This window comes from Streptomyces sp. NBC_00358 (genome assembly GCF_036099295.1).
Classification (GTDB): domain Bacteria; phylum Actinomycetota; class Actinomycetes; order Streptomycetales; family Streptomycetaceae; genus Streptomyces.
The window spans coordinates 3,549,823-3,572,885 of the sequence record NZ_CP107976.1 but is presented as its reverse complement, the minus strand read 5'-3'; the positions used below and the strand labels follow the sequence as shown (position 1 = coordinate 3,572,885).

General features: G+C 72.0%; 24 protein-coding genes. 13 read left to right on the top strand and 11 right to left on the bottom strand.

Features of this window, described 5'->3' with window-relative positions; all coding sequences use genetic code 11:
• Window positions 1–16: 16 nt before the first annotated feature.
• Complete coding sequence (locus OHT01_RS14825) at window positions 17–1,165, bottom strand: GNAT family N-acetyltransferase (RefSeq protein ID WP_328553622.1); 1,149 nt, start codon at window positions 1,163–1,165, stop codon at window positions 17–19.
• Between the two features lie 140 nt (window positions 1,166–1,305).
• Here OHT01_RS14825 and fdxA point away from each other — a divergent pair, with 140 nt between their 5' ends.
• Window positions 1,306–1,626 (top strand): ferredoxin, encoded by a 321-nt coding sequence (gene fdxA / locus OHT01_RS14820; RefSeq protein ID WP_018089397.1) that lies wholly within the window; start codon window positions 1,306–1,308, stop codon window positions 1,624–1,626.
• Window positions 1,627–1,780: 154 nt separating this feature from the next.
• On the top strand, window positions 1,781–2,875 hold the full coding sequence (locus OHT01_RS14815; protein WP_328553621.1) for a bifunctional succinyldiaminopimelate transaminase/glutamate-prephenate aminotransferase: 1,095 nt from the start codon (window positions 1,781–1,783) through the stop codon (window positions 2,873–2,875).
• A 70-nt stretch (window positions 2,876–2,945) separates the two neighbouring features.
• Here the strand turns inward: OHT01_RS14815 and OHT01_RS14810 are convergent, their stop codons facing one another.
• Window positions 2,946–3,389: an ATP-binding protein gene (locus OHT01_RS14810; RefSeq protein WP_328553620.1), complete on the bottom strand. Its 444-nt coding sequence runs from the start codon at window positions 3,387–3,389 to the stop codon at window positions 2,946–2,948.
• Between the two features lie 378 nt (window positions 3,390–3,767).
• Window positions 3,768–4,751, bottom strand: coding sequence for a heavy metal transporter (locus tag OHT01_RS14805; protein ID WP_328553619.1), 984 nt, complete (start codon window positions 4,749–4,751; stop codon window positions 3,768–3,770).
• 128 nt (window positions 4,752–4,879) lie between these two features.
• Here OHT01_RS14805 and dapE point away from each other — a divergent pair, with 128 nt between their 5' ends.
• Window positions 4,880–5,959 (top strand): succinyl-diaminopimelate desuccinylase, encoded by a 1,080-nt coding sequence (gene dapE / locus OHT01_RS14800; RefSeq protein ID WP_328553618.1) that lies wholly within the window; start codon window positions 4,880–4,882, stop codon window positions 5,957–5,959.
• Window positions 5,960–6,133: 174 nt separating this feature from the next.
• Complete coding sequence (locus tag OHT01_RS14795; RefSeq protein WP_328553617.1) at window positions 6,134–6,892, top strand: TIGR00730 family Rossman fold protein; 759 nt, start codon at window positions 6,134–6,136, stop codon at window positions 6,890–6,892.
• 207 nt (window positions 6,893–7,099) lie between these two features.
• Here OHT01_RS14795 and folP read toward each other — a convergent pair whose 3' ends face one another.
• The gene (folP, locus tag OHT01_RS14790; protein ID WP_328553616.1) at window positions 7,100–7,960 is read right to left on the bottom strand and encodes a dihydropteroate synthase; all 861 of its coding nucleotides are present in this window, start codon (window positions 7,958–7,960) and stop codon (window positions 7,100–7,102) included.
• Between the two features lie 173 nt (window positions 7,961–8,133).
• Here folP and OHT01_RS14785 point away from each other — a divergent pair, with 173 nt between their 5' ends.
• Window positions 8,134–8,484, top strand: a complete 351-nt coding sequence (locus OHT01_RS14785; protein WP_328553615.1) for a DivIVA domain-containing protein — start codon at window positions 8,134–8,136, stop codon at window positions 8,482–8,484.
• A complete protein-coding gene (locus tag OHT01_RS14780; RefSeq protein WP_328553614.1) occupies window positions 8,481–9,062 on the top strand; it encodes a DNA-3-methyladenine glycosylase I in 582 nt (193 codons plus the stop codon). Before OHT01_RS14785 ends, OHT01_RS14780 begins: the two co-directional genes overlap by 4 nt.
• A 96-nt stretch (window positions 9,063–9,158) precedes the next feature.
• Here OHT01_RS14780 and OHT01_RS14775 read toward each other — a convergent pair whose 3' ends face one another.
• A complete protein-coding gene (locus tag OHT01_RS14775) occupies window positions 9,159–9,962 on the bottom strand; it encodes an enoyl-CoA hydratase/isomerase family protein (RefSeq protein WP_328553613.1) in 804 nt (267 codons plus the stop codon).
• A 363-nt stretch (window positions 9,963–10,325) separates the two neighbouring features.
• On the opposite strand from OHT01_RS14775, the gene OHT01_RS14770 reads away from it, so the two are divergent.
• Window positions 10,326–10,493 carry a DUF3117 domain-containing protein gene (locus OHT01_RS14770; RefSeq protein ID WP_003966491.1) on the top strand — a complete coding sequence of 56 codons (168 nt, stop codon included), beginning with the start codon at window positions 10,326–10,328 and terminating at the stop codon, window positions 10,491–10,493.
• Window positions 10,494–10,658: 165 nt separating this feature from the next.
• On the opposite strand, the gene OHT01_RS14765 is transcribed toward OHT01_RS14770, so the two are convergent.
• Window positions 10,659–11,360: an O-methyltransferase gene (locus OHT01_RS14765; RefSeq protein WP_328558122.1), complete on the bottom strand. Its 702-nt coding sequence runs from the start codon at window positions 11,358–11,360 to the stop codon at window positions 10,659–10,661.
• 227 nt (window positions 11,361–11,587) lie between these two features.
• Here OHT01_RS14765 and sigE point away from each other — a divergent pair, with 227 nt between their 5' ends.
• From sigE to OHT01_RS14740, 5 genes are all read left to right on the top strand, one after another.
• Complete coding sequence (gene sigE, locus OHT01_RS14760; protein ID WP_328553612.1) at window positions 11,588–12,286, top strand: RNA polymerase sigma factor SigE; 699 nt, start codon at window positions 11,588–11,590, stop codon at window positions 12,284–12,286.
• A complete protein-coding gene (locus tag OHT01_RS14755) occupies window positions 12,283–13,227 on the top strand; it encodes an anti-sigma factor family protein (RefSeq protein ID WP_328553611.1) in 945 nt (314 codons plus the stop codon). Before sigE ends, OHT01_RS14755 begins: the two co-directional genes overlap by 4 nt.
• Window positions 13,228–13,368: 141 nt before the next feature.
• Entirely contained in the window at window positions 13,369–15,402 is a 2,034-nt protein-coding gene (locus tag OHT01_RS14750) for a S1C family serine protease (protein WP_328553610.1), read from the top strand.
• A 222-nt stretch (window positions 15,403–15,624) separates the two neighbouring features.
• Window positions 15,625–16,071, top strand: a complete 447-nt coding sequence (locus OHT01_RS14745) for a sec-independent translocase (protein ID WP_328553609.1) — start codon at window positions 15,625–15,627, stop codon at window positions 16,069–16,071.
• Window positions 16,072–16,375: 304 nt separating this feature from the next.
• A complete protein-coding gene (locus OHT01_RS14740) occupies window positions 16,376–17,032 on the top strand; it encodes a hypothetical protein (protein ID WP_328553608.1) in 657 nt (218 codons plus the stop codon).
• Window positions 17,033–17,189: 157 nt separating this feature from the next.
• On the opposite strand, the gene OHT01_RS14735 is transcribed toward OHT01_RS14740, so the two are convergent.
• The 3 genes from OHT01_RS14735 to OHT01_RS14725 are packed head-to-tail and all read right to left on the bottom strand — an operon-like array spanning window position 17,190 to window position 20,378.
• Window positions 17,190–18,323, bottom strand: coding sequence for an Mrp/NBP35 family ATP-binding protein (locus OHT01_RS14735; RefSeq protein ID WP_328553607.1), 1,134 nt, complete (start codon window positions 18,321–18,323; stop codon window positions 17,190–17,192).
• Window positions 18,324–18,367: 44 nt separating this feature from the next.
• Window positions 18,368–18,964 carry a DUF1003 domain-containing protein gene (locus OHT01_RS14730; RefSeq protein ID WP_328553606.1) on the bottom strand — a complete coding sequence of 199 codons (597 nt, stop codon included), beginning with the start codon at window positions 18,962–18,964 and terminating at the stop codon, window positions 18,368–18,370.
• Window positions 18,954–20,378, bottom strand: a complete 1,425-nt coding sequence (locus OHT01_RS14725) for a magnesium transporter MgtE N-terminal domain-containing protein (RefSeq protein ID WP_328553605.1) — start codon at window positions 20,376–20,378, stop codon at window positions 18,954–18,956. The genes OHT01_RS14730 and OHT01_RS14725 overlap by 11 nt, the downstream gene beginning before the upstream one ends.
• A 238-nt stretch (window positions 20,379–20,616) precedes the next feature.
• Between OHT01_RS14725 and OHT01_RS14720 the strand changes: the two genes are divergently transcribed.
• The gene (locus OHT01_RS14720; RefSeq protein WP_443043394.1) at window positions 20,617–21,324 is read left to right on the top strand and encodes a hypothetical protein; all 708 of its coding nucleotides are present in this window, start codon (window positions 20,617–20,619) and stop codon (window positions 21,322–21,324) included.
• Window positions 21,325–21,349: 25 nt separating this feature from the next.
• Here the strand turns inward: OHT01_RS14720 and OHT01_RS14715 are convergent, their stop codons facing one another.
• Both OHT01_RS14715 and OHT01_RS14710 read right to left on the bottom strand, forming a co-directional pair.
• Window positions 21,350–21,892, bottom strand: coding sequence for a hypothetical protein (locus OHT01_RS14715; RefSeq protein WP_328553603.1), 543 nt, complete (start codon window positions 21,890–21,892; stop codon window positions 21,350–21,352).
• A 24-nt stretch (window positions 21,893–21,916) separates the two neighbouring features.
• Window positions 21,917–23,029: a magnesium and cobalt transport protein CorA gene (locus OHT01_RS14710; RefSeq protein WP_328553602.1), complete on the bottom strand. Its 1,113-nt coding sequence runs from the start codon at window positions 23,027–23,029 to the stop codon at window positions 21,917–21,919.
• Between the last annotated feature and the right edge of the window lie 34 nt (window positions 23,030–23,063).

Here is a 23,063-nt window from a genome sequence, read left to right as displayed (position 1 = left end):
GCTGGCTCGTGCCCCTTCACGCTGATCGATACGGCTCGGCACCCGGCTCGGTGCCGACGCGTCCGCCGTCCGCCGCGCTGCCGTCCGCCGTACTGCCGTCCGGCGACGTGCCGGCGTCGGTGCCGGCATCGGCGGCGGTGCCCGGACGGACGTCCGTGCCGGTGCCGGGCGTCCAGTGGTAGTGGTGGTACGCGTGATGCGGGCCGAAGCCCATCCGGGCGTACAACTCCCGGGCCCCGGTGTTGCCCGCCTCCACCTGGAGCCAGGCCGCCGAGGCGCCCTCGTCCAGGGCGCGACGGGCCAGGGCGGCCATGACGGCGGTGGCGAGGCCCCTGCGGCGCCGGTCCGGGTCGACCTCGACAGCGGCGAAACCGGCCCAGCGGCCGTCCACCACGCACCGCCCGATCGCGGCCGGAGCCGCGCCTGCGTCGCCGGGCACCGTCGCGAACCACACCGAGGGCCCGCCGCCCAGCACCTTCAGGGCCACGTCGCTCACGCCTCTGCGCTGGTATCGGCCGAGCCACGCGTCGTCGGCCGTGCGCGAGAGCGCCACCTCGGGTGCCCCGGGAGCCTCCAGGTCCGCGACCGGCGCGAGCGGGCCGGTCCACAGCTCGGCGGTCACCTCTCGTGTCCAGCCGCGCGCCTCCAGCTCCGCGCAGAGCACCTCCTGCGTCCCCTCGGCGCCGGTCGCGCTCTGGACGTAGGCGGGCAGATCACGGGCGGCGTACCAGTCCCGTACGGACGTCAGGGCCCGGTCGAGCGGTATCCCCGGGTCGCCCAGCGGCAGCACGGAATTGGCGCGCCGGGTGAACCCGCTCGCCGCCCGCAGCTCCCAGCCGCCGAGCCGCTCGCTCTCCACCGGCGGCCAGGCCCGCGCGGCGACGCGCGCCAGCTCCTCGTAGGACGCCGCGGGCCCGCGCCGACGTGCCGGGGCGGACGGCACGACCTTGGCCGCGACCAGCGAGGATTCCGCGATCCGGACGCGTTCACCGGTCCGTCGTGTGATCAGGAGCACACCGTCGTCCCATGATGTGAGAACACCGACCGTATCGGTGAACTTCTCTCCCGTGTCTCCGTCGTCGATCATGCGTCGCACCGAGACACGTTTTCCCACGTCAGCAGCGGTGATACGGACCTCAAGGCGGCCGGAAGCAGAGATTTCCACAGGTCAGTTCACCCCTCCTGTTCGGATCATGCCCAAGAACGGAGATACTAGGGGCGGGCATCGACGACGCCGCGCTCCCGCGCGCCAGGCGGCGGAGCCTACGGAGGCCCGCCAGCGCCCTATCGAGGAGGAACGACAGCGTGACCTACGTCATCGCGCAGCCTTGTGTCGACGTCAAGGACAAGGCGTGCATCGAGGAGTGCCCGGTCGACTGCATCTACGAGGGCTCCCGGTCCTTGTACATCCACCCGGACGAATGCGTCGACTGCGGAGCCTGTGAGCCGGTGTGCCCGGTCGAGGCGATCTTCTACGAGGACGACACTCCGGAAGAGTGGAAGGACTACTACAAGGCGAACGTCGAGTTCTTCGACGAACTCGGCTCGCCCGGCGGCGCCAGCAAGCTCGGTCTGATCGAGCGCGACCACCCCTTCATCGCAGCGCTTCCGCCGCAGAACCAGTAAGCGGCCCGCATACGCGCCGCCTCGGTCCCGTACCGCTGATCGCTCCGATCGCCGTACGGGGCCGAGGCATTTGCCGTTTCAGCCCGCAGCAGTCCGTGCGGCAGCCGGTATCCGCCGGTACGGGCCGTCCGTACGAGAAAGTGAGCCCGATCCCGTGTCCGCAGTCTCCGACCGGCTTCCCACCTTCCCCTGGGACAAGCTGGAGCCCTACAAGGCGACCGCCGCCGCTCACCCGGGCGGCATCGTCGATCTGTCCGTCGGCACCCCGGTCGACCCGGTGCCCGAGCTGATCCAGAAAGCTCTGGTCGCGGCCGCGGACTCGCCCGGTTATCCCACGGTGTGGGGCACTCCCGAACTGCGCGACGCGCTCACGGGATGGGTGGAGCGACGGCTCGGCGCGCGGGACGTCACCCACCGCCATGTCCTGCCGATCGTCGGCTCCAAGGAACTGGTCGCCTGGCTGCCGACCCAGCTCGGTCTCGGCCCCGGCGACAAGGTCGCGTACCCGCGCCTCGCGTACCCCACGTACGAGGTCGGCGCGCGGCTCGCGCGGGCGGAGCACGTCGTCTTCGACGACCCGACGGAGCTGGACCCGACGGGCCTGAAGCTGCTGTGGCTGAACTCCCCGTCGAATCCGACCGGCAGGGTCCTGTCCGCCGCGGAACTCACCCGGATCGTGGCCTGGGCCCGCGAACACGGCATCCTCGTCTTCTCCGACGAGTGCTACATCGAGCTGGGCTGGGAGGCCGACCCGGTCTCGGTGCTGCACCCGGACGTGTGCGGCGGCTCCTACGAGGGGATCGTCTCGGTCCACTCGCTCTCCAAGCGCTCGAACCTGGCGGGCTACCGCGCCGCGTTCCTCGCGGGCGACCCGGCCGTCCTCGGTGAGCTCCTCGCGATCCGCAAGCACGGCGGCATGATGACCTCCGCGCCGACCCAGGCCGCCGTGGTCGCGGCCCTCTCGGACGACACCCACGTCCGCGAGCAGCGCGACCGCTACGCCGCCCGCCGCGCCGTCCTGCGCGAGGCACTCCTGAACCACGGCTTCCGCATCGAGCACAGCGAGGCGAGCCTCTACCTCTGGGCCACCCGGGACGAGTCCTGCTGGTCCACGGTGGCCCATCTGGCCGACCTGGGCATCCTGGTGGCCCCGGGCGACTTCTACGGCGAGGCGGGCGAGAAGTTCGTCCGCGTGGCCCTCACCGCCTCGGACGAGCGCGTGGCGGCGGCGGTGGAACGACTGCGGTAGCCGGTGGGACTACGGCGACGGGGTCCGGGAAGCGAGTTCCCGGACCCCGTCGCCGTACGCCCCGGCTCGACTAGCCGAGCGGCAGGCCCTTCAGCGGAAGCTGTCCGGTCGGCAGGCCGCCCGTGGTCACGGAGCCCGTCGGCAGGCCGCCGCCGGCCGCGCTCTGCGCGGTGGCGCCGACGAGGCCGCCGGCCTGCCCGGCCACGTCCCCGGCCGCCTTCTGGGCGGCGGGCGTCGCCTTCTTGGCGGCCTTCCCGCCGGTCCTGCCCGTGGCCGGCACGGACTTCTTGACCGTGTGGCCGCCGGACCTGTCGGCGATCCCGGTCACGTTCTGCGTCGCTCCGTCGACCGTGTTGCCGACGTTCGCCCCGTCCAGGGCGGTCAGCCCGCCGAGGTTGGTGGCGACCGGCAGGTCGGCCGCGCAGGCGGAGCCGGCCGCACCGACCACGGGCGCCGCTCCGGCCGCGACGAGCAGCACGACACGGGCGATCCGGCGGGTCAGGGGGAGGGACATGGTGCTCCTTAGACGGAAGAGAACGGGGAAGTGTCCTGCCGTGCCCGGCAGCCGACCGGCTGGCTGCCGACCGACCGCGCCACCGGATGCTGATCGACTGAGGTGATCGTTCCGGGCTCGGACGCAGTGACTACCGCTCGAAGTCCGCGAAGGTTGCGGTGGCCCGCCGCAAAGAGTTGGTAATGCGTCGCATTATCGGTTGTGGATAAAAACGGGCAAACAATGCACGGCCGGAACGCCCGCCGAATGCCCGCGGCCCTTTGTCCCCAAGGGATTTCCCGGATGCCGCGGTGAGCGGGCGAAGGCTCCCGCACCGCGCCGGCCCGCCGAGGGCCGGGTCCTCCCTGAGGGTGAGGACCCGTACTGCTGCCCGGTCGCTTACTGCCCGGTGACGATCCGGACCTCGGCCGCGGCCTTCTTCTCCGCCGGACCGCCCTTCGCGTCGGCCGTGCGCCACGAGCCCTCCGAGGTCCCCGCGGTCCACTCGCGCCCCGCGTACGACACCCGCTCGATGTGCAGGGCGGAGGAGTTGGCCACCGCCCAGTGCGCCAGCTCCCAGCCGCGGCGCAGCGCCCCGGTCCCGGCGGTGGACTCCTCGCGCACGGGAACGGTCACGGTCCGGTCGGCGGTCTCCGCGGCGGCCGGGGCGCTGGGCGTCGGCGACGCGGAGGAACCCGCGGCACCCACGGTGGCGCCCGCCTCCTGGAGCACATCGCGCCCGAAGTCCCGGGCGAGCGCGGCCCGCACCGGGGCCGGGCCGCCCGCCGGGGTCGCGCCCGGACGCCCCTGGCAGGTCAGCGTGGCCGCCGCGCGGCCGGTCAGCGCGGCGGCGAGCAGCGTGGCGTCCGGCTCGTGCTTCGCGTACGCCTGCGGAAAGCCACTGTGCTGCACCCGCTGCGCGGCGACGGTGAGCGGCAGGCGCGAGTAGCCGGGCACCTTGGCCAGGTGCTCGTAGAAGACGCCCGCCGCGTAGGTCGGGTCCATGATCTGCTTCCTGGTGCCCCAGCCCTGCGACGGCCGCTGCTGGAACAGGCCGAGCGAGTCCCGGTCGCCGTGCTGGATGTTGCGCAGCCCCGACTCCTGGAGCGCCGTCGCGAGGGCGATGGCCACCGCGCGCTCGGGCATGCCGCGGGAGGTGCCGATGGCCGAGATCGTCGCCGCGTTCACCGCCTGCTCGGGCGTGAACTCGTAGGACGCGCCGTCGCTGTTGCCGGAGACGACCTTGCAGCGCGGCGCGCCCACGCCGCCCGTCAGGTACTGCACGCCGAGATAGCCCGCGATCGCGAACAGGACCACGAGGGCCCCTCCGAAGCGAAGGAGGCGACGGCGGCGCCGGACAGGAGTGGGGGACGGCTCAGACACGCGTACAAGGTACTGGAGACCGCTGTCGGCGATCTGTGGGGCTGTGGACAACGGGAGGGCGGCCGGGGGATACGACCGCATCCGGTTGTTTTCGGGACCCCCGGACCGGGCGCGCTAGGGTCGACGGCATGGCCGACACCCCACTTGACCTCACCCAGGACGCAGCCGGACTCACCGCGCAGCTCGTCGACTTTCCCTCGGAGAGCGGCAGCGAGAAGCCGCTCGCGGACGCCGTCGAGGCCGCCCTGCGCGCCCTGCCGCATCTGACGGTCGACCGGTACGGCAACAACGTCGTGGCGCGTACGAACCTGGGCCGCGCCGAGCGGGTCGTCCTCGCCGGCCACATCGACACCGTGCCGATCGCCGGCAACGTGCCCTCCCGCCTCGACGGGAACGGCGTCCTGTGGGGCTGCGGCACCTGCGACATGAAGTCGGGCGTCGCGGTCCAGCTCCGTATCGCGGCCACCGTCCCCGCACCCAACCGGGATCTGACCTTCGTCTTCTACGACAACGAAGAGGTCGCGGCCCACCTGAACGGGCTGAAGCATGTGTCCGAGGCCCACCCCGACTGGCTGCAGGGCGACTTCGCGGTGCTCCTGGAGCCCTCCGACGGACAGGTCGAGGGCGGCTGCCAGGGCACGCTGCGGGTCCTGCTGAAGACCAAGGGCGAGCGGGCCCACTCGGCCCGGAGCTGGATGGGCTCGAACGCCATCCACGCGGCCTCCCCGATCCTCGCCGCGCTGGCCGCGTACGAGCCGCGCTACCCGGTGATCGACGGCCTGGAGTACCGCGAGGGACTGAACGCGGTGGGCATCTCGGGCGGTGTCGCGGGCAACGTCATCCCCGACGAGTGCGTCGTCACCGTCAACTTCCGCTACGCGCCCGACCGCACCGAGGAGGAGGCGATCGAGCACGTCCGCGAGGTCTTCGCCGACTGCGGTGTGGACGAGTTCGTCATCGACGACCACAGCGGTGCCGCCCTCCCGGGCCTCTCCCACCCGGCCGCCGCGGCGTTCATCGAGGCGGTGGGGGGCACCCCGCAGCCCAAGTACGGCTGGACGGACGTCTCGCGCTTCAGCGCCCTCGGCATCCCGGCGGTCAACTACGGCCCCGGCAATCCCCACCTGGCGCACAAGCGGGACGAGCGAGTGGAAACGGCCAAGATCCTCGCGGGCGAACAGCGGCTGCGCGACTGGCTCACCGCCTAGGACCCCTCCGGCCGGGCAGGTCCTGGCCGGACCTGTGTATCCGCCGGTGGTTCATGGCGGACATGCCCGCGTCCCCCCGCCGTAACCGGCGGAGATCTACTCTGGGGCGGAACGACCTTCCCCCGCACCGGCCCCGGCCGGAGCGGGGGAGATCCGTACGCGGAGGGAGTGGACATGGCTACTGGCGACCCGAGGGGAAAGAAGCGGCCACCTGAGGAGCAGCGGCTGGGCCCGGTGCTGCGCAGGCGGGATCAGGTCCAGGCGAGCACCACGGACCAGCGGCTGCTGGACGCGGGCGGTCCCTCCGACTGGGTGCACACCGATCCCTGGCGGGTTCTGCGCATCCAGTCGGAGTTCATCGAAGGCTTCGGCACGCTGGCCGAACTCCCGCCCGCGATCAGTGTGTTCGGCTCGGCCCGGACATCGGTGGACTCGCCCGAGTACGAGGCGGGCGTCGCCCTGGGCCGGGGCCTGGTCGAGGCCGGGTTCGCGGTGATCACCGGCGGTGGACCGGGTGCCATGGAGGCCGCCAACAAGGGCGCCTGCGAGGCGAAGGGCATCTCCGTCGGCCTCGGCATCGAGCTCCCCTTCGAGCAGGGGCTGAACCCGTACGTCGACATCGGGCTGAACTTCCGGTACTTCTTCGTCCGGAAAATGATGTTCGTCAAGTACGCGCAGGGCTTCGTGGTCCTGCCCGGCGGCCTCGGGACCCTCGACGAGCTCTTCGAGGCGCTCACCCTGGTCCAGACCCAGAAGGTCACCCGCTTCCCCATCGTCCTGTTCGGCACGGAGTACTGGGGCGGCCTCGTCGACTGGCTCAAGAACACCCTCATCGCCCAGGGCAAGGCGTCCGAGAAGGACCTGCTGCTGTTCCACCTGACCGACGAGGTGGACGAAGCGGTGGCCCTGGTGTCGAAGGAGGCCGGCCGCTAGGGCCCGCTCCGGAGGTCCGAGGGGCCCACCCCTCGACGGGACCCGCGTCCGCCTGGGCCGAGGCCCCGACGGGCCGGGCGTACGGGAAGGCGGCTCTCCGGAGTCGGCCTCTCCCGTGCGCCGTGCGTCCTGCAGCCGGGCGGTCCATGTGGTCCGTGCGTCCCGCAGCCGTGCGGTCCGCGCACCCCGCATCCCGCGGTCCGTCCGCTACGCCAGGCCGCGCCGGGCCACCGCCGGCGGTCTGTGCCCGGCGATCGACGCCACCATGTCCAGCACCTGGCGGGTCTCCGCGACCTCATGGACGCGGTACACCTGCGCCCCCAGCCATGCCGAGACGGCGGTCGTCGCCAGCGTCCCGACGAGCCGTTCCTTGACCGGCTTGTCGAGCGTCTCGCCCACGAAGTCCTTGTTGGAGAGGGAGACGAGAACCGGCCACCCGGTGGAGACCATCTCCTCCAGCCGTCGCGTCGCCTCCAGGCTGTGCCGGGTGTTCTTCCCGAAGTCGTGCCCGGGATCGATGAGCACCGACTCGCGGGGCACCCCGAGGGCGACCGCGCGCTCCGCCAGGCCGAGCGTGACCCGCAGGATGTCGGCCATCACGTCGTCGTACGCGACCCGGTGCGGACGCGTGCGCGGTTCCGACTCCCCGGCGTGCGTGCACACCAGCCCCACCCGGTACCGGGCGGCCACCTCGGCCAGTCGCGGATCGACGCCGCCCCAGGCGTCGTTGAGCAGATCGGCACCCGCCTCGCAGACCGCCTCGCCGACCTCGTGCCGCCAGGTGTCGACGCTGATGACCACGTCCGGGAAGCGGCGGCGCACCTCGGCGACGAAGCCGACCGTCCGGCGCGCCTCCTCCTCGGCGGTCACCTCCTCGCCGGGCCCGGCCTTGACCCCGCCGATGTCGATGATGGCGGCCCCCTCGGACACCGCCTGCTCCACGCGCGCGAGGGCGGGCTCGTCCCGGAAGGTGGCCCCTCGGTCGTAGAAGGAGTCCGGGGTCCGGTTCACGATCGCCATGATCACCGGCTCGTGCGCGTCGAATTCACGCCTGCCCAGCCTGAGCATCCCCTGTGACCTCTCCCGGTAAGTCGCACTGATAAGCCGCCTGCGACCTTAACTGTCAGACTCGCATGGCACGATCGGACCCTGACACTTCCAGCGTCAGGCTGCCTTCGTCAGCACCAGTACTTTCGCGCCGACGCGATCAGCGCCGGCACCAGAGCGTGGGGACCTCAGCGATGTTCATGTTCTTGTTCCTGGTCGTCGCACTCGCCGTCGTGGTCGCCGCGGTCACCCTGTCCGTGGTGGGCGGCGGCGAGAGCACCCCCCTTGCCGACGCCGAACCGGAACGGCTCAGCGATCCTCTGCCGTACGACCGTCCGGTGCACCAGGCCGACGTCGACGCGCTGCGTTTCGCCGTCACCGTGCGGGGATACCGCATGGCGGACGTCGACGACGCCCTCGGCAGGCTCGGCGCCGAGATCAGCGAGCGGGACGCCCGGATCGCCGACCTGGAGTCCGCGCTCGCGGGCGCCCGCGCGGCGAGCCACACCACCTCGCTGCGCAAGCACCCGGAGGACGAGCAGTGAGCGACGCGCTGGCCGGACCCGACGGCGTCCTGCGCTGCCCCTGGGCGCTGTCCACCGAGGACTACGTGGCGTACCACGACGAGGAGTGGGGCCGGGCGGTCCACGGCGACGACGCCCTCTACGAGCGGCTGTGTCTGGAGGCCTTCCAGTCGGGGCTGTCCTGGATCACCATCCTGCGCCGCCGGTCGGGCTTCCGCGCGGCCTTCGCCGACTTCGGGATCACCGAGGTGGCGGCGTTCACGGAGGCCGACGAGGAACGGCTGCTCGCCGATCCGGGGATCATCCGCAACGGCGCCAAGATCCGGGCGACCGTCGCCAACGCGCGCGTGCTGGCCGACTGGGCCCCGGGCGAGCTGGACGAGCTGATCTGGTCCTTCGCCCCCGACCCGGCCACCCGTCCGGCCCCCGGGAAACTCTCCGACGTACCGGCCGTCACCGACGAGTCGACCGCCCTCTCCAAGGCCCTCAAGAAGCGCGGCATCCGCTTCGTGGGCCCGACGACGGCGTACGCCCTGATGCAGGCGTGCGGCCTGGTGAACGACCACTTGGCGGACTGCGCGGTACGCGACGCCGCGTGACCCGGGTGCCCTCCCGGAGACGGCCGGCGGCCGTCGAGGGCAGGAGGGGCGGCGCCGCGGGCCGGCAGCGGCCGGCGGCTCCCGCCCCGGACCGGGTCAGCGCCCCAGGTACTTCGGCTTCTCCTTGTTCACGAATGCCTGGACCGCGATGGTGTGGTCCTCCGACGCGCCGGCCCGTGCCTGGAGCTCGTCCTCCTTCTCCAGGGTCTCGTCCAGCGAGTGGGTGAGCCCGAACGCGAGGGACTCCTTCAGCGCGGCGTACGCCAGCGTCGGCCCCGAGGCCAGCGCACGCGCCACCTTCTCCGCCTCGGCCCGCACCTCACCGGCCGGAACCAGCCGGTTCGCGATGCCCAGCTCGTACGCCTCCTGGGCGGTGATGCTGCGCGGGAAGAGCAGCAGATCGGCGGCACGGCTCGGGCCGATGACGCGGGGCAGCGTCCAGGAGATCCCCGAGTCGGCGGTCAGCGCGACTCCGGCGAAGGACGTGTTGAAGGCGGCCGTGTCGGCGACGACGCGATAGTCCGCCGCGAGCGCGAAACCGAATCCGGCCCCGGCCGCGACGCCGTTGACCCCGGCCACCACGGGCTTCGCGGCGCCGGTCAGGGCCCGCACGATGGGGTTGTAGTGCTCGCGCACGGTGCCCATGGTGTGGCGCGACCCCGACTGCTTGTCGGCGGCCAGCAGCCCGATGTGTTCCTTGAGGTCCTGTCCGACGCAGAACGCGCGGTCACCGGCGGCGGTCAGCAGGATCGCCCGTACGGCGTCGTCCGCCGCGGCCGCCTGCGCCGCGTCCCGGAAGGCGACCTTGGTCTCGGTGTTCATCGCGTTCATCGCCTCGGGGCGGTTCAGCGTGATCGTCGCGAGTCCGTCGCTCACCTCGTAGAGCACGGTGTCGGCCATGGTGGGTCCCTTCCGGGGTCGCGGCTCGCCGTACCGGCCGGTACGGCCTGTGTCCGATGACAGCATGGCGGAGATCACCGGCGGTGGCGCGGGGCCCGCGTGTGACCTGCGTCAAAGAATTCCTTGCCCTGGAAGTCCATGCGGCGGCGCAGTATCGCAGCCACATCGCCGAATTGAGTGGTTTTGCTCAAGCGCGTTGCGCAAGCGATGCCGACTGATGTTGGTCATCGGGTCCTGAGATGCGGGATAATGGCCTGGAAGCAATGTGTTCGATGCCGGTGACGTGTGTCCTATGAGGGGACGTGCGTGCCCTCCGAGGGGGCCGTCGGCGACGATGAGCTGGTTTCAGGAAGGGGAACGAGCATGGCGGCCATGAAGCCGCGGACGGGCGATGGCCCGCTCGAGGTGACAAAGGAGGGGCGGGGCATCGTCATGCGCGTTCCGCTCGAAGGCGGCGGTCGGCTCGTCGTCGAGCTGACCCCTGACGAGGCCGACGCGCTCGGCGACGCCCTCAAGAAGGTCGTCGGCTGACGCGGAACGCGACCGTACCTCTTCGGCTTCCCCGGCACCGCACATGGTGCCGGGGAAGCTTTTTTGTCGCGTAAGGGACTGCCGCGCCGCTCGACCGGGCAGCGACCGGCGAGGGCATACGGCCAGGTCAGAGGCGTCTGACGGGAAACGGGCGGGGCGGTCGGGTCAGCGCTTGACCGCGCACAGCAGCCCGTCGCCGACCGGCAGCAGCGACGGCACCAGCTCCTGGCTCTCGCGCACCGCGCGCAGCAGTTCGCGCAACCGGCTCACCTCCACCGGCTGCGGTCCCGAGTCCACCGTGCGGCCGTCGGCGAAGACGCCCTCGAAGGCCACGAGCCCGCCCGGCCGCAGCAGGCGCAACGATTCAGCGAGGTAGTCCAGGCTCTCCAGCCGGTCGCCGTCGCAGAACACGAGGTCGTAGCCGGCGTCCGCGAGACGGGGCAGGACGTCCAGCGCGCGGCCCGGGATGAACCGCGCCCGGTTGCTGGCGAAACCGGCCGCGCGGAACGCCTGCCGGGCGAACTGCTGGCGCTCCGGCTCCTGATCCACCGTGGTCAGTACCCCGTCCGGCCGCATGCCGTGCAGAAGATGAATTCCGGAGACACCGGTCCCGGTGCCTATCTCGGCGACCGCTTTCGCGTCGACGGTGGCGGCCAGCAGGCGCAGCGCGGCGCCCGTGCCCGGCGACACCGAGCGCAGGCCTGCCTCGTGGGCCCGGTCCCGGGCCCACCGCAGTGCCTCGTCCTCGGCGACAAAGGCGTCGGCGAACGCCGACCAGCTCGTCTGCCGGTTGCCGGTAATGACCCACTCCTGTCCCCGTGATTGCCTGGGCGTGACTGTATCCGTTGGTGCCGGGAACCTGCGGATGGGACCGGGCGTTTAGAGGGGTGGGGAAGCCGAGCGGGGGGAAGTCGATGGACCGGTACACGGAGCGGGGCCGCGGTCAGACGGACACGCGCCCCTATGACCCCGTATCAAATTCTCGTAAAACCGCTTATCCGGAGCTAACGGGCGAGGTGGCTATGGTAGGGGCTCCACTGGACACCACCAGAGCCGACAGGGGAGGTGCGGCTGCGCCTGTGGATCGGGGAGGGGTGCTGAGGCGCCTACTCAGATCAGCGGGTGAGCCGAAATCCGTGACCGACAAAGCTGACCAGTTCCACGTTGCCGCCCCGGCGCAGACCGCGACGTTCACCACCGACGCGGAGTCGCAGGCGTGGACTCCCCCCACCTGGGAGGAGATCGTCAGCACGCACAGCGGTCGGGTCTACCGTCTGGCCTACCGCCTCACGGGCAACCAGCACGACGCCGAGGACCTCACTCAGGAAGTCTTCGTCCGTGTCTTCCGCTCGCTGTCGACCTACACGCCCGGCACCTTCGAGGGCTGGCTGCACCGCATCACCACGAACCTCTTCCTCGACATGGTGCGGCGCAAGCAGCGCATCCGCTTCGACGCCCTCGGCGACGACGCGGCCGAGCGGCTGCCCAGCCGCGAGCCCTCCCCGCAGCAGGTCTTCAACGACGCGCACTTCGACGCCGACGTCCAGCAGGCGCTGGACACGCTCGCGCCCGAGTTCCGCGCCGCCGTCGTCCTCTGCGACATCGAAGGACTGTCCTACGAGGAGATCGCCGCGACCCTGGGCGTCAAGCTCGGCACGGTCCGCTCCCGGATCCACCGCGGCCGCTCCCAGCTGCGCAAGGCCCTGGCACACCGGTCTCCCGAGGCCCGCGCCGAGCGACGCTCGTTCGCGGCCCGGGTGCCCGTGCTGGGGGGAGGGGGCGCGACCGCGTGAGTGGAACCCGTCCCACCCCTGCCGAGCAGCACCTCGGGGACCGACTTTCCGCCCTGGTGGACGGAGAGCTCGGTCATGAGTCGCGTGACCGCGTCCTGGCCCACCTCGTCACCTGCGCGAAGTGCAAGGCCGAGGCCGACGCCCAGCGCCGACTGAAGAACGTCTTCGCCGAAATGGCCCCGCCGCCCCCCTCCGAAAGCTTCCTGGCCCGGCTCCAGGGACTCCCCGGGGGAGGCGACTCCGACAGCCCGCGACTGGGCGCAGGAGGCTTCGGCGGCGGACTCCCCGGCGGCTCCGCCGGCCCCGGGATGCCCGGCGTCTTCGGAATGCGGGGCGAACCCTTCGGGTACGTGCCGGCCGGACCGCACGCCGATGTACTGCCCCCCGCTCCGGGGCGCGGTTTCCGTATCCATGACGTCAGCCGTCACGAGGCCGAGCGGTCGGCCTCGCGCGGGCTGCGGTTCGCCTTCGCGGCGGCGGGCGCGGTGTCGCTGGCCGCCGTCGCGCTCGGCGGTGTGTCCACCGGAATCCCGGGAGACACACCGGACGCGCGCGGAGGGGCCGGCGCCGGAAGCAATGTGACGCCGTCGCGTTCCCAGGGAACCGGGAGTCCCACGGCTCCCGAGTCGGGGCGACGCCGGTCCGTCGGGCCGGTACTCGCCCAGGGCGAGCGGGCGCTCGGCAATGGCCCGGTGGCTCCGACCGCGGTGTCCGCCCCGCTGCTGCCCGGAGTTCCCGCTCCGGCGGGCCGCGGCCAGGACGTCACGCAGACACTGACGACTCCGGTGGTCGCCGGTGCCGCCGCGACGTCCCCGCTCATACGTCCGCTCACGGACGCCCAGCCGCTCACACTGACCTCGACTCCGGGGCTGCCGGCCGCCCCCGCCGCCACACCGTCCCCCTCCTCCTCCCCGTCCCCCACCCCCCGCAGTACTCCCTGACCCCGCCCTCTGCGCGTCGGCCCACGAACCTGGTTGAATCCGGGGTGGGCCGCACCCGCGGGAGGGATCACGGGCGCGGAGTCGACAAGTCTGCGGTGACCGTCGGCGGGTGGTGCCGCGCGGGCCAGGTGTGGGGAGAGCATGAACGAGGGCAGGCCCACGAAGGCGAACTGGTGGAGCCGACCCCGGCCCCAGGGCACGGGCGCGGACACCGCACCGGACCACCTCACGGAACCGGATTCCGCGTACCCCGCTGTCCTTCCGGACAGCGCAGGGGGCGGTGCGGAGCCGAGCGGTCCGCCCGAGGCACGGACGACGCACCCCGGGAGGGCCCGTGAGGGCGACACCGGGGGCGACTACGAGCTGGAGCGGCCCGCGGGCATCCCCGGTCCCAGAGAGGCGGCGGCCTCCGTCGCCCCGGCGCCCGCCGTACCCGATCGCGTTCCCGCAGAGGCGGACGCGGACGCGGGTCAGGGCGACCGTCATCGTGACGGTGGCGACGGTCACCATGACGGTGACGGTGACGGGGACGACGGGCACGGTGACGGGGACTTCGAACTGGAGCGGCCCGCTCCTCCTCGCCCCAAGGCCCTGCACGATCCCGACCCCTACGGCACCCCGCCCTACGGCGGCCCGGGCCCGTGGGCACCCGCCCCACCGGTCCAGCACCCGACGGCCCCGCGGTCGCAGGACGGCCCCGACGCGCGCACCCCGCAGGTGCGGGACGGGCACGCGTACGACCCGCACGCGCAGGACCCCCGCCCGCAGGACCCGCACGCGCACGAGCAGGGCGGGCACGAGCAGGGCGGGCTCCCGCACGGCTCGTACGAGTCCGGTTCCCCGGAGGCGGCCACGCCCGCCCACGGAACGCCGCTCGCGGACGGAGCCCCCTCCCACGAGGGGCCACCGCTCGGGGAGGAGGCCCCCGTACACGCGCCGCCCCTCCCTCAAGGAATCCCGGACGAGGCGCCCGTCCGCGACCCCTGGCAGAACTACGACCCCTGGGCCGCGCCCGGTTCGCTCCAGCAGAGCGGGGTCGCCGTGCCCACCGTGGCGCAGCGCCGCAGGCGGGCGAGGAAGGTCCTGGTGCTCGGGGCGGTCGCGCTGGCGCTGGTGTCCGGCGGAGTGGGCGGCGCCGCGGGGGCGTACCTGGAACGCAACGGAGGGCTGACGGACATCGAGCTGCCGCAGGCCGCCAAGGAGGCTCCGGGCCGCGCCCCGGACAGCGTGGCCGGGATCGCGGCGCACGCGCTGCCCAGCGTCGTCACCCTGCATGTGAAGGGCAGCGAGGAGGAGGGAACCGGCACCGGATTCGTCCTCGACGGCGAGGGACACATCCTCACCAACAACCACGTGATCAAGCCGGCCGGCGCCAACGGCACGATATCCGTGACCTTCAGCGGCGGTGAGACCGCGAAGGCCGAGGTCGTCGGGCACGACAGCGGCTACGACCTCGCCGTGGTCAAGGTCTCGGGAGTCCACGGTCTCGCCCCGATGCCGCTCGGCAACTCGGACAGCGTCCAGGTCGGCGACCCCGTCGTCGCCATCGGCGCGCCCTTCGACCTGGCGAACACCGTCACCTCCGGGATCATCAGCGCGAAGGACCGGCCCATCACCGCGGGCGGCGAGGACGGGGACGGCACCGACGTGTCGTACGTGGACGCGCTCCAGACCGACGCCCCGATCAACCCCGGCAACTCGGGCGGGCCCCTGCTCGACTCCCGGGCCCGTGTCATCGGCATCAACAGCGCCATCCGGTCCGCCGACAGCGGCTCCGACCTGGGGACCGGGCAGGCCGGTTCCATCGGTCTCGGCTTCGCCATCCCGGTCAACCAGGCCAAGCGCGTCGCCGAAGAGCTCATCAACACCGGCAGGGCCACCCACCCCGTGATCGGTGTCACGCTCGACATGAACTACGCGGGCGACGGCGCCCGCGTCGGCGCCAAGGCGGCCGGAGGCGGTCCGGCCGTCGCCTCGGGTGGTCCCGGGGCGCGGGCGGGCATCAGGGCGGGCGACGTCATCACCGAGGTCGACGGCCGGCGCGTCCACTCCGGCGAGGAACTCATCGTGATGACCCGCGCCCACCGGCCCGGCGACCGGCTCCGGCTGACGGTCCGGCGGGGTGGCGCCGAGCGCACGTTCACCCTGGTCCTCGGTTCCGCGGACGGCGACTGAGGGCCCCGCGGGGTCCCGGGCGGGTGTGACGCGTACCTCACAGCCGAGCATGGTGACGCAGGTCCGGACGGCAAACATCATGGAAAACCAGCGGGGCGCATGAAGTCGGAAGCCTCGGGACAGTTCCGGACGGACAGGAACGCCGGGTACCGTTGGACCCGGCCCGGACCACGGAAGACTTCCCGAGGGCCGAGGCCCGAGAGCATCGCGAGGAGCTACCAGGTGTTCAATGACGTAGGACCGCTTGAGCTGGTGACGCTCGTCGTCCTTGCCGTGCTCGTGTTCGGTCCCGACAAGCTCCCGAAGCTGATCCAGGACGTGTCGCGCACGATCCGCAAGATCCGCGAGTTCTCGGACAGCGCGAAGGCGGACATCCGTGATGAACTCGGTCCGGAGTTCAAGGACTTCGAGTTCGAGGACCTCAACCCCAAGACGTTCATACGCAAGCAGCTGGACAATGACGAGCTGGGGCTCAAGGAGATCCGCAACGGCTTCGACCTGAAGAAGGAGATGGCCGACGTCACGGACGCGGTGCACGGCCGCGAGTCCGACTCCTCCGCGTCCACCGGGTCCTCCAACGGCGCGGCCGGTGGTTCCGTCGACATGACGAAGAAGCGCGAGAAGCTCGAAGCCGACGAGCCCCCGCCCTACGACGCCGACGCCACCTGAGCCGTACGGAGCCCCGGCCCGCCGGCCGCCGCGCGGCAGTGTGCGCGACGGTCCCCGACGACCCTCACGGGCCGGACAGTCCTGCCCCCGGCCGGGCGGTTCCGGCGCGGGAACGTGTTCGTCCGCGGGCCGCGAAACCCGCCCCGCGCGGTCCGAACACGCCGTCCACACGCCTTACGCGCCGGGCGCTTTCGCCGTTGCCCGCGGCGGTGTGGCTATGCTGCCCAGTTGTTGTGCGGACCGACAAGGACGCCCGAGGGGGGCGGGCCACCCGGTCCGACGAGAGCGAGGAGGCGTCCGGCAGATGGAGACGACAAGTCGGGTAGGCGCGCAGGCGCCGGCCGCGGAGGGCGGACAACAGGCCCCCTTCGCCCGGCGTACGGTCGACGGCTACCTGCTGGCGCCCTTCCCCTGGTACGGCCTCGACGAGGCCTTCACGGGGACGCGCTGGCTGATGCCGGTGGGTACTTCGGCGGACGGTGCCGTCGAGCACGGTTCGATCGGGCACGGTGACGAGCCCTCGGTGCGCCCCGAGCCGGCCGAGGACAAGGAGCGGTTCGCGGTGGTGGTCACCGTCGCCGCCAGCCCCGTACGCCGCAGCGCGGACGGCACGGGACTGCTGGAGGCCACCTCGGTGTCCTCGGCGGCGTGGCTGGCCGGTGTGGGGCTGCTGTCCTTCACCTGGCCCGGTCAGATGGACCACACCCTGCGCGACGACTGGCTGGACCAGCAGACGGAGACCGCGTGGGTGCTGGCCGACGACCTGGACGGCCCGGACTGGTCCACGCTGTCCCTCCCGGTGGACGGTGTGCCCACGACCTTCCACTACCGCGAGTCCGAGTTCGGCTGGGTCCTCGCGGGTTCGACGCCGGAAGGCGTCCATGTGGGCGCGTACGGGCGGGGGATGAGCGCGTACGGCCTCGGTTTCGCGATGATCAAGGACATCGCGGCATACGCCTAGGAAGCCCCTGACAGCGGCTCCAGGGCCCGCGCCCGCCCTGGTGGACCCGGCGGGCCCGGCACGGGGCCCGGCAGCCGCTACGAGGAAGGGGGCGCCGTCCGTGCGGACGGCGCCCCCTCCTTCGTAAGGACGGCGCTGGAGCTTCGTACCCGGAGCCCTAGAACTTGTTGCGCGGGGTGATTCCCAGCGACATGCCCGACAGGCCGCGCTGACGGCCGCCCAGCTTGCCCGCGATGGCCCGCAGGGCGGCGCCGGCGGGGGAGTCGGGGTCGGTCAGGACCACCGGCTTGCCCTCGTCGCCGCCCTCGCGCAGGCGGACGTCGATCGGGATGGAGCCGAGGACCGGGACGGTCGCGCCGGTGGTGCGGGTCAGGCCGTCGGCGACGGACTGGCCGCCGCCGGTGCCGAAGACGTCGACCATCTCGTCGCAGTGCGGGCAGGGCAGCCCCGCCATGTTCTCGACGACGCCCACGATCTTCTGGTGGGTCTGCACGGCGATGGAGCCGGCCCGCTCGGCGACCTCGGCCGCCGCCTGCTGCGGGGTCGTGACGACCAGGATCTCGGCGTTCGGGACGAGCTGGGCGACGGAGATCGCGATGTCGCCCGTGCCCGGCGGGAGGTCGAGGAGCAGGACGTCCAGGTCGCCCCAGTACACGTCCGCCAGGAACTGCTGCAGAGCGCGGTGCAGCATGGGGCCGCGCCAGACCACCGGAGCGTTGCCCGGGGTGAACATGCCGATGGAGATGACCTTCACGCCGTGCGCGGACGGCGGCATGATCATGTTCTCGACCTGGGTCGGCCGGCCCTCAGCACCGAGCATGCGCGGCACCGAGTGGCCGTAGATGTCGGCGTCCACGACACCGACCTTGAGTCCGTCGGCGGCCATCGCGGCCGCCAGGTTCACGGTGACCGAGGACTTGCCGACACCGCCCTTGCCGGAGGCGACCGCGTACACACGGGTCAGGGAGCCGGGCTTGGCGAAGGGCACCTCGCGCTCGGCGGTGCCGCCCTTCAGCGCGGTCGCCAGCTCGCGGCGCTGTTCGTCGCTCATCACATCGAGTTCGACCTCGACGCCGGTGACGCCCTCCACCCGGGAGACCGCCTCTGTCACGCGCTGGGTGATCGTGTCGCGCATCGGGCAGCCGGAGACCGTCAGGTACACGGCGACCGCGACCACGCCCTCCGCACCGATCTCCACCGATTTGACCATCCCCAGTTCGGTGATGGGTCGGTTGATCTCGGGGTCGTTCACCGTCGCCAGTGCTTCACGCACCGCGTCTTCCGTAGCCATAGGGACGATGGTACGGCGCTGCCCAGGGGCGCCGGAAAGCCCCGTCACCGGTCGTCTACGTCACGTCCGTGCGACCGTTCCGCCGGGAATACGACCCGGCCGTCCCCATGACCGTCGGGATACCGCTCCTCCAGCTCCTTGACCAGGTCCTGGAGCTCGTTGCGGATCCAGTCGCGGGTGGCCACCTCGCCGAGGCCCATGCGCAGGGTGGCGATCTCGCGGGTGAGGTACTCGGTGTCGGCGATGGAGCGCTCGTTCTGCTTGCGGTCCTGTTCGAGGTTGACCCGGTCGCGGTCGTCCTGCCGGTTCTGCGCGAGCAGGATCAGCGGGGCCGCGTAGGAGGCCTGGAGCGACAGCATCAGGGTCAGGAAGATGAACGGGTAGTTGTCGAAACGCAGACCGCCCGGCGCGAAGACGTTCCAGACCACCCACAGGATGATGACGATCGTCATCCAGACGAGGAACCGCCCGGTGCCCAGGAAGCGGGCGATGCGTTCCGAGAACCGCCCGAACGCCTCCGGGTCCCACTCGGGCAGCAGTCTGCGCCGCGGCGGCTTCGGCTGGTCGAGCCGGATGCGCGGCCGGGGGGCCGCCGTCGCCCCCGTGGCGGCCCGCTCACGGGCCTCACGCTCAGGCGCCATGGCGTCCCTCCCCGCCGGGCCGGGCGTCCGGACCCCGGTCGCCCTCGTGGCCGTGGCCGTCCTCGGGGACCCCGCCGCGGCCCGCCTCGGGGCTGTCGTGCCTGTCGGCGGTGTCGTGACGGTCGTGCGTGTCCGCGTGGACGCTCTCGTGCACGCCCTCGTCGAGGTGGAACTCCGTCTCCCGCCAGTCCTCGGGCAGCATGTGGTCCAGTACGTCGTCCACGGTCACCGCGCCGAGCAGCGAGCCGCTCTCGTCGACGACGGGGGCCGCGACCATGTCGTACGTCGCGAAGAACCCGGCGACCACGGGCAGCTCGTCCTCCGGGGCCAGCGGCTGGAGGTCGTCGTCGACGAGCGAGCCGACCAGGGTGAACGGCGGGTCGCGCAGCAGCCGCTGGAAGTGCACCGCGCCCAGGTACTTGCCCGTCGGCGTCTCGTCCGGCGGGCGGCACACGTACACCTGGGCGGCGAGCGCGGGGGAGAGGTCGGGGTTGCGCACCCGGGCGAGCGCGTCGGCGACGGTCGCGTCGGGCCGCAGCACGATGGGCTCGGTGGTCATGAGCCCGCCCGCGGTGCGTTCCGCGTACGCCATCAGCCGCCGGACGTCCGCCGCCTCGCCCGGCCGCATCAGCGTCAGCAGGCGCTCCACGTCCTCGGTGGGCAGTTCGGCGAGCAGGTCGGCCGCGTCGTCGGGGTCCATCGCCTCCAGGACGTCGGCCGCGCGCTCCTCCTTGAGCTTGCCGAGGATCTCGATCTGGTCGTCCTCGGGGAGCTCTTCGAGCACATCGGCCAGCCGGTCGTCGTCGAGCGCGGCGGCCACCTCGCCGCGCCGTTTCGGCGACAGGTGGTGCAGCACGTTCGCGAGGTCGGCCGGGCGCAACTGCTCGAAGGTGGCGAGCAGACTCTCCGCGCCCTGTCCGTGCTCCTCCAGCGAGAACCCGGTGACGGAGGACCAGTCGACCGTCATCGTCTCGCCCTTGGTGCGCCGGAAGGCGCCGCTGCGCCCCTTGCGCACGAAGACCCGGCCGATCTCCCATTCCCTGCGGGCCGGAAGCTGCTGGATCGACACGTCCAGGACGGTCACCTCCTCGCCCGTCTCGACGAGGGTCACGAGGCGGTCGAGCAGTTCTCCGAAGACCAGCCTCTCGGTGGGCCGCTGCTCGAAGCGGCGCACGTTCAGGACGCCGGTCGTGATCACCTGGCCGGACTCGATGCCGGTCACCCGGGTCATGGGCAGGAAGATCCGGCGGCGCGTGGACAGTTCGACGACGAGGCCGAGCATGCGCGGGGACCGCCGTCCGACGCGCAGCATGGCGACGAGGTCGCGCACCCGGCCCACCTGGTCGCCGTTCGGGTCGAAGACGGCGACACCGGCCAGGTGCGAGACGAAGATCCGGGGGGCGGCTGCGGCCATGCCCGCGCCTCCTTCGCTTCGAAGCGTTATGTGCCGGTCTGTCCGCTCGGGTGGGCTTCAGGCTAGCCCGTCCCGGTCGGGTACGCCCTGGTGGGCGGTCCGGACGGACTGCCTCCGCCACGCGGGTGCCGCACCGGTACGCTGCCGTACGCCGTTTGAGGACCGCGTACGAGAGGCAGCCCCACCTGTGACCGTATTTCCCCAGGGCCGTACCCGCAGAGCCATGACAGTGGCCGCGATGTGCGCACTGGTTGTGACAGGGACGGGACTGACGGGATGCGGCAGCGGGGACCCGGACGCGGGTACGAACGGGGTCGGCAAACTGTCCGCCGCCGCCATCCAGGCGAAGGCGAAGAAGGCGGCCGAGACCGCGCCGACCGTGCGGCTCTCCGGGACGGTCGTCTCCAACGGGACCACCTTCACCCTCGACATGCGTCTCAAGTCCGACGGCGGCACCGGGTCGGTCACCTCGAAGGGGGCCGGTTTCCGGCTGCTGCGGGTCGGTGAGCACCTCTTCCTCAAGGCCGACGCCGGGTTCTGGGCGCACCAGGACGGCAAGAGCGGTGGGAAGCCGTCGGACACCGCGGCGGCGGACAAGCTGGAGGGCATGTACGTGAAGGTGCCGACCGGGGACCCCGCGTACAAGCGCTTCAGCGGCTTCACGGACAAGGACGTCCTGCTCGACGGGCTGCTCAGTCTGCACGGCTCCCTCGCCAAGGACGGTCATCACGACGAGTCCGGCGTCCGCACCATCCGCATCACCGGCGGCAAGGGCTCGGGCGGCACCCTGGACGTCTCCCTGGAAGGCACCCCGTACCCGGTCCTGCTGGGGCGCGCGGGCAACGCCGGCACCCTCCGGCTGACCGACTGGGGCAAGGACTTCCCGCTGGAGCAGCCGCCCAGGAAGGACACGGTCGACTACGGGGGGCAGCTCCCCTCGTCGTAGACCCGCGGCCGGCCGGGGACGGGTCCTAGCGGCGCTTGCGCTTCTTCAGGAGCAGGCGGGGCAGCGCGGCCGGAACCGGGCGGCGGGTGGTCGCCGGGGTCGGCAGCGGACGTTCGGCGAGCGAACCCTGCGGCAACTCGGCGGTCGCGCCCGTCGGTTCCAGGCGCAGCACCCGGCATTCGCGAGCCCAGCGCTCCGTCATGGCCTCGCCGTCCGGGGCGTTCAGCCGCTTGCCCTTGAGCTCGGCGACGGCCGCCTCCCACGCGGGAGTGTGCTCGGCGAGCTCCACGACCGTGCCGGACCAGGAAACGAGCCGTCCGCCCTTGTCCTTGCTGCGGACGGTGACGACCGCGTCGCCGCCGTCGATCAGCCCCGGCAGCGGCTGCTCGCCGGGCCCGTCGCCGACCAGGCAGGCCGCGCCGTCGTGCCAGACGTGCCACAGCGCCTGGGCGGGCACCTCGTCGTCCGGACCGGAGGGTGCCGGCACGCTGATGCCGCGCACCCAGATCAGCCCGGACTTCTTGGTGGCCTCCTCTACGAGGGCCTGGTCGAGCAGCTCTTGGGTCATGGGGCCAAGACTATCCAGCCCGCACTACAGCCAGCCGTTGCGCTTCAGGATGCGGTGGATGCCGAGGCAGAGCCCGACCGTGACACCCATGATCACCGGGTAGCCGTACCGCCAGTGAAGTTCGGGCATGTACGTGAAGTTCATGCCGTACACACCGCAGACCATCGTCGGTACGGCGACGATCGCGGCCCACGAGGTGATCTTGCGCATGTCCTCGTTCTGCGCCACGGAGGCCTGCGCGAGGTTGGCCTGGAGGATCGAGTTGAGCAGTTCGTCGAAGCCGAGGACCTGCTCCTGCACCCGGGCGAGGTGGTCGGCGACGTCGCGGAAGTACTTCTGGATGTCCGGGTCGATCAGCCGCATCGGGCGCTCGCTGAGCAGCTGCATGGGGCGCAGCAGTGGCGACACCGCCCGCTTGAACTCCAGCACCTCGCGCTTGAGCTGGTAGATCTGCCCGGCGTCCGTGCCGCGCGGGGTGCCCTTGCGGCCCGGCGAGAACACCTCGGTCTCGACCTCGTCGATGTCGTCCTGCACGGCGTCCACGACCGCGATGTAGCCGTCGACGACATGGTCGGCGATCGCGTGCAGCACCGCGGAGGGGCCCTTGGCGAGCAACTCGGGGTCGTCCTGCAGCCGGTGCCGCAGCGCGCGCAGGGAGCCCTGCCCGCCGTGCCGGACGGTGATGAAGAAGTCCCGTCCGGTGAAGCACATGACCTCGCCGGTCTCGACGATCTCGCTGGTCGCCGTCAGCCGGTCGTGCTCGACGTAGTGGATGGTCTTGAAGACGGTGAACAGGGAGTCGTCGTAGCGCTCCAGCTTGGGTCGCTGGTGGGCCTGGACGGCGTCCTCCACGGCCAGCGGGTGCAGCCCGAACTCCCGGGCGATCCCGGCGAATTCGTCCTCGGTGGGCTCGTGCAGGCCGATCCACACGAAGCCGCCGTCGCGCCGCACCTGACGCATCGCCTCGTGCGGCGTCAGCGGCGTGCGCGAGGCGACGCGGGCACCGTCGCGGTAGACGGCGCAGTCGACCACGGCCGACGGGGTGCCGGGGTCGCGCGTGGTGTCGTACGAGCCACTGTCCTTGCGCATCGGGGGGCGGGGGCGGACCGCGGCGCGCAGGTCACGGATCATCGACATGGCAGGCTCCTTTTCGCAACGGAGGCGGCCGGCG

Excerpts from the sequence above, each read along its gene's own strand:
- OHT01_RS14715 (WP_328553603.1), bottom strand. The coding sequence starts at position 21,892 with ATGACCCAAGAGCTGCTCGACCAGGCCCTCGTAGAGGAGGCCACCAAG.
- OHT01_RS14770 (WP_003966491.1), top strand. The coding sequence starts at position 10,326 with ATGGCGGCCATGAAGCCGCGGACGGGCGATGGCCCGCTCGAGGTGACA.
- OHT01_RS14810 (WP_328553620.1), bottom strand. The coding sequence starts at position 3,389 with ATGTCCCTCCCCCTGACCCGCCGGATCGCCCGTGTCGTGCTGCTCGTC.
- OHT01_RS14735 (WP_328553607.1), bottom strand. The coding sequence starts at position 18,323 with ATGGCTACGGAAGACGCGGTGCGTGAAGCACTGGCGACGGTGAACGAC.
- folP (WP_328553616.1), bottom strand. The coding sequence starts at position 7,960 with ATGCTCAGGCTGGGCAGGCGTGAATTCGACGCGCACGAGCCGGTGATC.
- OHT01_RS14785 (WP_328553615.1), top strand. The coding sequence starts at position 8,134 with ATGTTCATGTTCTTGTTCCTGGTCGTCGCACTCGCCGTCGTGGTCGCC.
- OHT01_RS14725 (WP_328553605.1), bottom strand. The coding sequence starts at position 20,378 with ATGGCCGCAGCCGCCCCCCGGATCTTCGTCTCGCACCTGGCCGGTGTC.
- dapE (WP_328553618.1), top strand. The coding sequence starts at position 4,880 with ATGGCCGACACCCCACTTGACCTCACCCAGGACGCAGCCGGACTCACC.
- OHT01_RS14795 (WP_328553617.1), top strand. The coding sequence starts at position 6,134 with ATGGCTACTGGCGACCCGAGGGGAAAGAAGCGGCCACCTGAGGAGCAG.
- OHT01_RS14710 (WP_328553602.1), bottom strand. The coding sequence starts at position 23,029 with ATGTCGATGATCCGTGACCTGCGCGCCGCGGTCCGCCCCCGCCCCCCG.
- OHT01_RS14740 (WP_328553608.1), top strand. The coding sequence starts at position 16,376 with ATGGAGACGACAAGTCGGGTAGGCGCGCAGGCGCCGGCCGCGGAGGGC.
- OHT01_RS14730 (WP_328553606.1), bottom strand. The coding sequence starts at position 18,964 with ATGGCGCCTGAGCGTGAGGCCCGTGAGCGGGCCGCCACGGGGGCGACG.
- OHT01_RS14750 (WP_328553610.1), top strand. The coding sequence starts at position 13,369 with ATGAACGAGGGCAGGCCCACGAAGGCGAACTGGTGGAGCCGACCCCGG.
- OHT01_RS14775 (WP_328553613.1), bottom strand. The coding sequence starts at position 9,962 with ATGGCCGACACCGTGCTCTACGAGGTGAGCGACGGACTCGCGACGATC.
- OHT01_RS14720 (WP_443043394.1), top strand. The coding sequence starts at position 20,617 with ATGTGCGCACTGGTTGTGACAGGGACGGGACTGACGGGATGCGGCAGC.